Source organism: Streptomyces sp. NPDC060031 (genome assembly GCF_042736805.1).
Taxonomy (GTDB): domain Bacteria; phylum Actinomycetota; class Actinomycetes; order Streptomycetales; family Streptomycetaceae; genus Streptomyces.
Genome location: NZ_JBHWVM010000150.1, coordinates 1 through 9,903, shown reverse-complemented (window position 1 = coordinate 9,903; position 9,903 = coordinate 1). Strand labels below are relative to the sequence as shown.

The 9,903-nt window shown below is 67.8% G+C and carries 9 protein-coding genes and 2 pseudogenes; 5 read left to right on the top strand and 6 right to left on the bottom strand.

The genetic code is table 11. From position 1 onward, the window contains the following. Nucleotides 1-249: 249 nt before the first annotated feature. Both ACFWB8_RS35565 and ACFWB8_RS35560 read right to left on the bottom strand, forming a co-directional pair. Nucleotides 250-399: a hypothetical protein gene (locus ACFWB8_RS35565; RefSeq protein WP_385236981.1), complete on the bottom strand. Its 150-nt coding sequence runs from the start codon at nucleotides 397-399 to the stop codon at nucleotides 250-252. Further along, nucleotides 396-692, bottom strand: coding sequence for a DUF6313 family protein (locus ACFWB8_RS35560; RefSeq protein WP_385236978.1), 297 nt, complete (start codon nucleotides 690-692; stop codon nucleotides 396-398). Before ACFWB8_RS35560 ends, ACFWB8_RS35565 begins: the two co-directional genes overlap by 4 nt. A 376-nt stretch (nucleotides 693-1,068) precedes the next feature. On the opposite strand from ACFWB8_RS35560, the gene ACFWB8_RS35555 reads away from it, so the two are divergent. Then, a complete protein-coding gene (locus ACFWB8_RS35555; RefSeq protein WP_385236975.1) occupies nucleotides 1,069-1,419 on the top strand; it encodes a hypothetical protein in 351 nt (116 codons plus the stop codon). A gap of 793 nt (nucleotides 1,420-2,212) precedes the next feature. Here ACFWB8_RS35555 and ACFWB8_RS35550 read toward each other — a convergent pair. Continuing rightward, nucleotides 2,213-2,602 carry a hypothetical protein gene (locus ACFWB8_RS35550; RefSeq protein WP_079403197.1) on the bottom strand — a complete coding sequence of 130 codons (390 nt, stop codon included), beginning with the start codon at nucleotides 2,600-2,602 and terminating at the stop codon, nucleotides 2,213-2,215. A gap of 227 nt (nucleotides 2,603-2,829) precedes the next feature. Between ACFWB8_RS35550 and ACFWB8_RS35545 the strand changes: the two genes are divergently transcribed. After that, the gene (locus tag ACFWB8_RS35545) at nucleotides 2,830-3,192 is read left to right on the top strand and encodes a hypothetical protein (protein WP_385236972.1); all 363 of its coding nucleotides are present in this window, start codon (nucleotides 2,830-2,832) and stop codon (nucleotides 3,190-3,192) included. Between the two features lie 21 nt (nucleotides 3,193-3,213). After that, on the top strand, nucleotides 3,214-3,807 hold the full coding sequence (locus tag ACFWB8_RS35540; protein ID WP_385236969.1) for a hypothetical protein: 594 nt from the start codon (nucleotides 3,214-3,216) through the stop codon (nucleotides 3,805-3,807). A 73-nt stretch (nucleotides 3,808-3,880) separates the two neighbouring features. Here the strand turns inward: ACFWB8_RS35540 and ACFWB8_RS35535 are convergent. From ACFWB8_RS35535 to ACFWB8_RS35525, 3 genes and pseudogenes are all read right to left on the bottom strand, one after another. Further along, a pseudogene (locus ACFWB8_RS35535) lies at nucleotides 3,881-6,547 on the bottom strand (Helicase associated domain protein). After that, nucleotides 6,544-7,074, bottom strand: a complete 531-nt coding sequence (locus tag ACFWB8_RS35530) for a hypothetical protein (RefSeq protein WP_385236966.1) — start codon at nucleotides 7,072-7,074, stop codon at nucleotides 6,544-6,546. Before ACFWB8_RS35530 ends, ACFWB8_RS35535 begins: the two are co-directional and overlap by 4 nt. A gap of 967 nt (nucleotides 7,075-8,041) precedes the next feature. Beyond that, nucleotides 8,042-8,140 (bottom strand): annotated as a pseudogene (locus tag ACFWB8_RS35525) (ABC transporter permease); the annotation flags it as partial. A gap of 913 nt (nucleotides 8,141-9,053) precedes the next feature. On the opposite strand from ACFWB8_RS35525, the gene ACFWB8_RS35520 reads away from it, so the two are divergent. Both ACFWB8_RS35520 and ACFWB8_RS35515 read left to right on the top strand, forming a co-directional pair. Further along, complete coding sequence (locus tag ACFWB8_RS35520) at nucleotides 9,054-9,218, top strand: hypothetical protein (RefSeq protein ID WP_385236963.1); 165 nt, start codon at nucleotides 9,054-9,056, stop codon at nucleotides 9,216-9,218. Nucleotides 9,219-9,396: 178 nt separating this feature from the next. Further along, nucleotides 9,397-9,768 (top strand): hypothetical protein, encoded by a 372-nt coding sequence (locus tag ACFWB8_RS35515; RefSeq protein ID WP_385236960.1) that lies wholly within the window; start codon nucleotides 9,397-9,399, stop codon nucleotides 9,766-9,768. Nucleotides 9,769-9,903: the final 135 nt, after the last annotated feature.

Sequence of the window (9,903 nt, the reverse complement as noted above, 5' to 3'; positions counted from 1 at the left end):
ACCGAACTCGTACTACCCCGCCGGACGATGTGCTGGAGTTTCTGGCCCTCCTGCTCGGTCAGCCCGCGAACCCGGACCGGTTGCGCCATCCCGCCTCCCCATGCTGGTTGGAGAAGACATTTCCAACCAGCACAACGAGCAACCCGGTGAACCTTCCCGGTCACAGCACTAGGGCGGCGTTCTGCGCCCATCGAAGTCTCTCCTCCGGGGTCTGCTTCGTCTTTGGTGCGGCGTTGCTCAGAACGAAGGTCACGAGTTGTCGCCAGTGCTCTTCGGCGCGCTCCCAGTCGGCCCGGGGGCCTGGCCCGTTACCGTCCCTGGTCGGTGCAGGTCGCCGAAGGCGAGGACGGCCGTCTCGATGTCGCCGCCTCGTTTGTGCAGGTCGTGCAGCGTGATCACGGGCCGCTCCCGCCCGGCGGGGGCGGTGGGGCGGAGAGTTCACGGACGCGGTTCAGGACCTCCTCCAGCGGCAGGGCTTGGTGGGCTTGGATCTGCGCGGTGACGAGATACCCGGCCATACCCCCGACGAAAGCCGGGATCGCGGCCCATCCGGTCAGCGAAAGCGGCCATGCACACCACTGCCACTGCTGCACCTGAGTCGGCGATGTGAGGCCCACCATCACCTCGTACGCCTGCGCCCACCCCGTCAGGAAGCCGTTCAGAACGAACAGCCCGGCGCAGAGTCCGAGCACCCAGCTCGCACGCGTCAGCAGCCAGTAGGGAAACCGCCCCAGCGCGTGCCGCCGTGCCCACCAACCACCCAGCCGCTGGGCACGGCCCGGGGCTGGCGGGCCGGGTTGCTGAGCGGGAACGGGCGGGACTGCGGGTGGTGGTGCGGGCGGCGGATGTGGTGGTGTCGGCGCGGGCACGCCCACACGCTAGCCCTCCCCTGGGCACCTGCGCGGTCGAACCGAAAGATCCGCCGGTGACAGGTATCGCGACCAGGTGACATCTATCTCGACCAGTCACATCCGCGCACCCTTCTTTCGGTGAGTGACGTGTCCGTGACGATTGGTCATGGAAGGATCGCTGGGGATCGGCACGGAGCCGACCGGTAAGGGGAGCAACATGGCTGAGCAGTCCACGCCCAACGCAAAGGGTCCAGCCCCATTCCAGTCGGCGCCCACCCCGGCGGCAGAGGTGAAGCCCACGGGTTCGACCACGCTGACCCCGACCTACGTGGACGGGGTGCCTGTCCTGTCCATCGGCGAAGGGCAAACCATCCCCGAGACCATTGACGTCGTGGACGCTGAAGGCCGCGTGGTGGCCCGCTACACCGCGCACGACGTGCAGGAGCGCACTGTTTGGCATTTTGCCAATGGCGGTGAGTGGCATTTCAACAGCGGTGAGCACCAGTTGTCGATGGGTGGTTCTGGTACGAGCGGCTTGCTGCGGGGGGCAGATTCGCCGCTAAATTGACACCGACTAACTGATCGGCTGCGGGGGTGACAGCGCTCTTCGAGGATTGCTCTTGGAGGCCGCCAGCGCCGCCCTTTTGTATGTCTGATGTCGGTTAATCGACAGCCCTGCGGGCTGGTCCGCCCCCTGTGTGCCCTTCGGGCACGGGCGGACAAAGGATGCTGCCCTTCGGGCAGGGCGCTGCGCGCCCGGGCCCCTCAAGTCGCTTCGCGACGGGGCCGCCCCTGCGGGGCCGAGGAACCCGGTTCACCCGGCCGCCCATCTGGCCTCACCGGTCTGCCGTTCGACCGTCGCGGCGCCGCCCCCACCCCGGGCTGTCCTCACCCTGCTCGCGGTCCACCAGGCCGTCCGCCGGTTCGCGCATGCCGCCGCGGCGTAGGGCCCGGTCGCTGCGGCCGCTCCGTGGCGTGAGGCCCTCGAGGACCTGGACGAAGACGTCCTCGCCGAGGCCGCCGCCGAAGCGCGGGCCTTCGGCGCCGGCCCGGCGGCCGCCGTCGACGAGCTGGTGCGCGGCCTGCTCGGGCAGTTGGCCGACTGGCAGCAGTCGATCGGCGAGCTGGGCCGCGCGCTCACCACGGCAACTGAAGGCCGATTGCTACCCGGCTGGTCCACCGACGCCGGCCGCACCGAGGACATCGGGTGGCGCCAGGCCCGCACCACGCTGCTCGAGGCCGTCGCACGCCACCACCACGCTCACCTGCTCGCCGCCATCGTCGAGCTCGGCGGTGAGCTGGAGCTCCCAGCTACCCGTAACGGGCGCTTCAGGGCGCGGTCATCCCAGAAGGCTGCGCGGTCAGCGCCGGCCGCCGCCGATGCGGCGGTCGTCGGCCAGTGCGGTCAGCGGGCCGAACTCGCGGGCAAGCTGGTTCCACGTCAGAACCTCGCCACAGCGGGCCGGGAACTCCTTCGGGTTGAACTCGGGCATGGTCCAGGTGCCAGTGCCCCTGTCCCGCAGCCACAGGTCCCCGTCACCGTCGACCACAGTCGGCGGGACCGGTACGGGCTCGGCCTGATCGGTGGGCTCCCAGGTGACCCGGCCCGGGTGGGAAACGCGGCGCAGCTCGGTGGTGGCCAGCCGCGCGGCCAAGTCACGGGTGGACTCTTCGGCGTCCTTGACCGACGCGAGTCGGAATGCGTCGTCAAGTACGGGCAGGGCTGGATTCTTGCTGCGCTTTGAACTCATACGCTGACTACCTTCGGTGGGGGGGCGTCACATCCGTTATGGCACCCCGTAGAGGAACACGGTATCCGAGGCGGGAGCCGGGCCGGCTACGACCACTGTCCAGGTGGAGGCGCTGGCACACCGGGCGGTGGGGCTAGGTGGTGAGCTGGTCCTGGACGTGCCGGGGCGACCGCGGCTGCTCGTAAAAATCCTGCTCAGGGCGACTGCCCGCATGGAAGCATGGGTTCGTGACTGATGACGCCGAGATGGTCTTGGAGGACTGTGCGGACTCGGAGCCTGTGGACCTGTCCCGGCTGCACGCCGCGATGGAGCAGCATGGCCGCGAGTGGCGGGCGCAGCTGGGCAAGCAGCTCGCGGCTGCCGCAGCCGCGGCAGTAGCCGTTCCGGTGTTTCCGCGTTTCACGCTGCCTCCTGTAGTCGAAGCTGACAGGTTCCGGCGGCTCCTCGGCCGGCAGTTGGTCGACCTCACCGGATTCAACGACGTTCTCCGCGGTCTTTTCGAACCAGCGGCCAAGGTCATCACCGATCACTGGCGAGACCAGTGGCGGGACATGTTCTCCTCGATCGGCGACCTGGTCCGCAACCTGTAGCCGGAGAATCTCCGAGAGGCCGTGCCCCGGCTGGTTGAGCTGGAGGCACTGCTGATCGACGAGGGCATCCCGCTGATGTGGGTGCCCGGACCGCAAACCGTTCGCGCCTTGCTCGACGCCCCGGATGCGTCAGCGCGACGTCGTCTGATCGGACAGCGTTGGAAGGGCATCGCGGGTGACTGCGAGGCAGTCCTGGTATCAGTCGATCACCCCCGGCTCAAGGAAGACCGAGACTTCGCCCTTCAGGCGATCGCCGCGCTACGCGACGGCCACATCGCGGCGGCGCAGGCGTTGGCCGCTAACCTTCTTGACACCCTGATGCAGAAGCACTTTGATAAGGCCACCCGCATCGAGCTCACCAGGAACGATTTCAAGGCCAAGGGCATCAAGTTCAAGCTGGACGAGTACAAGGTCAATGTGGCTCTCACCTTCGCCCCCGTCTGGCACGCTCACGCTAAGTACTTCCCGCAGAACGGCGACCCGATCCCGAGGGTGTTCGGCCGCCATCCCAGTGCTCACGGCGTCTCCCGAACTCAGTACTCCCGGGTGAATACGGTGTACGGGCTCATGCTGGTCACATCCGTCATAAAATTCTTCGACGTCGAGATGCCCTGACCTTCTGAACTGCCCCTGGGGATCGTCCCGAGGGGCTCCGGCTCGGCAGTACAACCACCAGTCGTAAGCGGCCTCAAGCCCAGTCCATGCCCAGTGCGGCGAGGGCGGCGAGCTGGTCGGCGGTGAGCTTGTCGCGCCGGCTCTTGGTGTTGGAGACCCACACACCCAGCTTCACGACGACTGGATCCGCCTCGTCCTCGACCGCGATCGCTTCGCTGTGGGCGCGGGGCACCGGCCGGTGGGCGCCTTCCCGCTCCACCCACTGCGTGAGGGCCGCAGGACCGCGCTGGAATGCCTGCTCCGCCTTGCTTGGACCTTCACCGTACGCGGTGTTCCCGAGGCGGCAGGAGGCGTCTGGGCGGGCTGTACGCCGAGCTTCGCCAGCCGGTCCTGCTGCTCGCCGGTCAGCTGTGCCCAGATGCCGGGTTGCTTCTGCCGTGCCAGCCACTTGCCCAGGTCGTCGCCCTCAAAGAGCACACCCGGTTCGATGGCCGGCAGGACGCCGTCGGCGTCGACCAGGTCGGCGAGCACGCGGTAGTGCCGTTGCCAGTCGAGCGGCCAGGGGCAGTTCCAGTCCTTGTCGATGGCCTTGAGTTGCTTCGCGCGTTCCTCCGCGCGATCGGCGTCCTTGCCGAGGCCGTTCTTCTGTCCCTTCCGGCGGAGGTTGGCCATGTGCTGCCCGATGGGCACCATCGCCTCGCCCTCGCCCCACACCGCGTCCTGACGCGGCGCGAGGTGCCCGGTCGCCCGCCGGTAGGACCGCAGCGCGGCGAGCTTGGTCTCCCACGCTTCCTCGCCCGGCTCCCAGACCATCCCGGCCTCCGGCGCGTCCAGCAGGGTCTTGCGCCGCTCCTCCAGTTCACCCGCCCGCAGGGCCTTGCGCTGCTGGGTACCCATCGGCCCAGCGGGAACTCCTTCGTGACCCCCACCTCGACCTCAACGTCGTAGGGCACGGCGTAGACGCCGGTGATCTCGTTCTCCGCCCGCCAGCGGAGCAGGGCCTGGTAGCCCTCCAGCCACACCAGCGACTCCGGCCGGTAGACCCGGGTCCGGAGGAAGGCCGCGATGGTCGCCGCGTCGCGCGGGCTGGAGAAGTGGAGCAGGGCGGCTTCGGCGGCGGCCTGCGTGTCGTCGTCCTCCTGGTCCTCGCTCTCACCCTCGCCGCCGGCCCCGACGATCTGCCCGTCCTCGTCACGCCGGACGTGCACCTTGCGCTTCCCGCTCGTGAGCGCGCGGGAAGCGAGCTGCTCGACCAGACGTTCGTCATGACTGCGGAGGCCCTGGAGCACGGCGACCAGCCCGGCATACGACGCGCTGGCGACCATGTCGGTGGGGTCCTCGCCGGGCTCCAGGAACACCGGCACGATGATCCTGGCGACCTTGGTGGAGCCGTCCTTGTTGAGGCGGAGCGCGCGGCCGATGTTCTGGACGATCTCGACCTGCGAGCCGCGGGTGTCGGCGAAGCAGACGGCTTCCACGCCGCGCTCGCTGGTGATGTCGACGCCCTCGCCGAGGACGCGAACGCTGGCGAGGAACGCGCGGTGGACCCGGTGCCCGGTGGCGTTGATGCCGTTGGCGAACTGGCGGAGTGCTTCGCGGCGCTCGGTGACGAGGTGGTCGCCGCACAGCCAGGCGGACCAGACGCGGTCCGGGGGTACGTGGCGGCCGGCCTCCAGCTCGTAGAAGGCCGCGTCGATGGAGGACTTCGGCAGCTTGTCGGCGGCGGCCAGGTCGGCGTCGGACGCGTCGTTCATGTACAGCTCGGCAGCGGTCTCCGGCAGCTTCTCCGCGAACGCGGCGGCTTCTTCGACCTTCTGGTGGAACGTCATGACCGTACGCAGGTTGTACGCCGCCGCGTGCTCCAGGAGCGCGGTCTGCAGAAGTGCCAGGCGCCGGCCGCGCCGGGCCTCCTCCGACCCCCCGAGGACGGGCGCGGGGTCGCGGATCTCCAGCACGTCGATCTCGAACCCGGCGAGGATCTCCCGCTCGATCGCCTCCGATAGCCCCAGTTCGGCCAGCCACGCGCCGTACGTGCCGTCCGGGTCGTCGGCCATGCTCGCGATCTCCAGCTCCTGGCCGCTCGCGTCCCGCTGCGGCCGGGCCGCGGCCAGGATGCGCGGCGTCGCGGTGAGGTAGAGCCGGAAGTCTGCGGGGATGTGGGTGTTGTCGTGGATCGCCGCCCACGGCCGCCCGAGCTCTCCGGCGGTGCCGTGCGCCTCGTCCACAATCGCGAGGTCGAAGCCTGCCATCTGCTGCCCGTAGAGGCGCTCTCCGCCAGCTAGTGCGGCCTCCAGCGGCCCGCGGACCTTCCGCTAGCCCTCGGGTGCCGCAAGGTCCTCGCGGTCGACGAGGGAGGCGTACGTGGCAAGGACGAGGCTGGCCCGGAGCCGGCCCACAGGGCGAGCTGGATCGGGTTGGTGGTGGTGCGCACGCCCAGCGAGCCCAGCACTGCGTCGTTCTCCAGCGAGCACACCGCGACCATTGGGGCCCGGTGGCCGACCAGGCGCCAGGCCTGGGCGGTCTGTGCGAGGAGGTCCAGGGTGGGGACGGTGACGAGGATCCGGCCGGCGGGGAAGCAGTCGAGGGCGCTCGCGGCGGCGGTGATGGTCTTGCCGGAGCCGGTCGCGGACACGATGGCGCCCCGGGCGCCCTGCGGGGGCACGGATGACCTTGCAGGAAATCCCACCCATTTCCGGAAACTCGATTTCTGGTCGACCTGGTGTTTTCGGAGCTGGATCAAAGGAATTCTCCCGGTTCGGGAAGGACCTGCTCGACGGAAATAATCCGGTACTCGCTGTCGTAGATGCCGCCTGGCCGGCTGAACATGCGCTGGGCATGCTCGGTGGCCGCGCCGCCGGAAGCCGCGAAGACGTGGCGGATGAGGGCTTCTTCCGGAGAGGCAGCGGCGCTCGGGAGGGCCGTGATTCGGTAGACGCGGTGTCGCATCACCTCGACCGGCAGCCCACCACCGGACTGTTCGTCCCGGGCAGCCTCCGCAGCCATGCGCTGTACTCGCAGTTCTTCTCTGCGGGCCACTCGAGGGTCCTCGTCCGGGGAGTACACAGCTATCCGCCGGTCCGTCATGACCCATATGATCCGATCCCATTCGAGTCTCTGGCACGAGGCGATGTCCAACTCGGTCGGCTTCCGAGGCTCCTCGGGTGCAGCGAGCGCCAGCTCTTCGCGGTCCTGGGCAGTCCGACGCCGCTCTTCCACCTCGCTCAAAGTGAGGCCGCCGGCCCGTCTAACCACAGAGATCTGCGCCAATTCATCCGGATGGTATTCATAGACAGGCATCCAGCACCCCGTGTCGTCGGTCAGCGAATCTGAGCAGTCGTCATGCTTGTGACCTGGGGTTGTGCAGGTCGGCTGAGCGGGTTGGTGGCTGTGTTGGTGCACTGGATCTGCTCAGAGTCCGGGTACGCCAGTCGTCTGACCTGCGGACTCTTGAGCTCGGGGCCTGGTTGCGCAGGTTGGTTGAGCAGTGCGCAGTTTCGCTGATCCTCGACAACTCTGCCTCCCAGAGTGGTCCTGGGTGGCTACCCTTGATTCCAGAGTCTATCCGGATATGAAAAAAGAAACACAGGGCCCTATGGGTTCCCTCTAACGTGGCTGAAAATTGTTAGCCTCCCCTTATAGTCGAAAATTACCCCTTCAGCTTTACTGAACACACAACTGAGACCCGGGGGTTGCTGTGACTAGTAGGCGCGACAGGGCGAGGGGCAGGCGTGAAGCGGCACGGGTGGTGGCCGATGGATTAGAGATGCATCGCAGAGAACAAGAAGGCAGGCGCCGCTCGCGCTCCTGCCTCGACCTGATCGGCTTCATTGCCATCCTTTGCGCTCTCTACTGGTATTTCAATCATTAGCTCCAGGAAATCCAAAGATTGTTCTCGTAGCGTCAGCTGCTCGGGCCGCAAGGCCACGTGGGTGGGCCGCGCGGAGCGTGGCACGCCTTAGCAAGGGGAGAGCTACCGGCCGAAGGCCGGCCCCGGGCTGCGGAACAGCCCCCACCGAGCGCAGCGAGGTGGCTCTCTCGGGCGAGCGCAGCGAGCCCGTTCAGTCCTGAGCGCGCAGCGCTCAGGTAAGCGAGGAGTCTTCCCTCCGAGCGAAGCGAGGAGTTTTGAAGTCGGAGCGAAGCGGAGACCCCCCGCCCGAAGGGCGGCTCCAGGGGCCGAAGGCGCCCCCCTCGCTCCTCGTCCTCGACGAACCCACCGTCGGCCTCGACCCGGCCCTGCGCCGACGGCGAGGGAGACGCGGCTGTGCTGGCCGCCCTTGCCCAGCGGCATGGCGAGGAGGCGTTCGAGGGTGCCGGAGGTGCGTTCGCGCAGGGAGTGACCCCTCCCACTACTGCCAGCCCGGCCCGCGTAGAGGGCCTCAAAGGGCCGGCTGGTGGGGGTGACATCTTGTGACAGTCATGACATGGTCAACTTCCTGTAGATTTTCGGGAGTTGGGGGCGTTGTGGGACCTGGAGCAATTGTTCTTATCCTCGCCGTGGTGTTGCTGGCGGTCGCGTTGATACCTTTGAGGTCACCTGCCGGCCGCAGAGGTTTGGCGGTGTTTGTCCTTGGAGTGTCTGCTCTGGTGGTCATTGGTGCGGGGTTCTTGGCAAGTCAGGAGGAGAAGAGCTCCACCTACAGTGGTGATTCACCCACAGGGCCAGCCATGCTTGCGGTTGGCTTACTGGTGGCCCCGGCTGTTATTGCAGCATTGGTGCGACTGGCTCGATCTAGTGGCAGGAGCTGAATCGATCGAGCCCACCCCTTTGAGTCAGCCGCCCGGGAAGCGGGCCCGGCCGGGAAGCGTAGCGACCGGGCCTCGGTCTGCGGAGCAGGCCAGGACTGGAGCGCAGCGGAAGCGGGCTGTGGTCCTGGAGGCGGAGCCGGAAGGACTGAGGGTGGGAGCGAAGTGGACCCCCGACGGGCCGTAGGCCCAGACCCCGTGGAACGGGGTCGCCTCCCGCGCGGAGCGCGGGGAGTCTCGGCCCGTGCAACGGGCCTGTTCCGGTGGAACGCAGCGGAACCAGAGTCAGTCCGGAGCGGAGCGCGGGACTCCGGCCCGGGGGCCCGCCTCACCGACTGTCACTTCGACCAGGGGTCCGAGTGCTGCACCAGCCCCTGGGTGCAACGCCATACGAGTCCGTCGTCCTTGCCACCGACAACGCCGGTGCGCGCCTGCTCTGGGCTGCGCGCGCGACCTTGCGCCGGAAGCGTGTCGTCCGGCAGTGGGATGGGGACGAAGCATCCATGTCGAAGACTTGGCGCACTGTCCTGGTGCTCGCGTTCGTGGGCTGGAGTGTGTTCGCGTACCAGTGGACCGAGGTCGGGTGCAGCATCCCCCGGGCCTATCTCGCGGTGGTCGAATACGGGACACCGGAGGGCATCGAGTTCCTACCGGCCTGCCACGGGTAGGAGGGAGAAGGTGACAGGGGAGGCGAAGCCGAACACAGCCGACCCGCGGGAGCCTTGAGTCCGCAGAACCCTCGCGACCCGAGTCATCCGTGGATGCCTGGGGCATGCGGATTTGAGGTCGCCCGGTGCCGGGTAAAGACAGGTGCTTCTTCGGCGGGCTTGGGTCATGATCAGGGGGATGAGCCACGACATTGATCCCGTTACTGCTGTGACTTCGCTGTGGGAGGAACACCGGCGTGCGCCTTTCCCGCCTGGGCTTGCTGGTGCCGACCGGGCTGGTTTCGACCTTGTCTTGGTCGACGCGGACATCGCCAGGTGTGTGCATACATGGCTGAGCAATGCCGGCAGGCTGGATGTCCGGGGTTACAGGGTCCTGCATTGGCGAGGGTCTCAGCTCAGCGAGATCCTCACCGTGCTTGGTGATGGCGATAGCCCGGCGTACTGGGACCGACTCTTCGGTATGGCTGAACTCGTCGCGTCGACCGATCCCAGGCCGTGGCATGCCTACCCGCCTGAGCCGTGGACCGAGATGGACACCCCCGGGGAGTGACGGGCCCTGCTCTGCCGGCTTGGCCTGCGTCAGCGGGCCTTGGTCCTGTAGACGGAGCCGGAAGGACCAGGGTGGGAGCGAAGCGGACACCCCAACGGGCCGGAGGCCTGGACCCCGTGAAACGGGGTCCAGGCC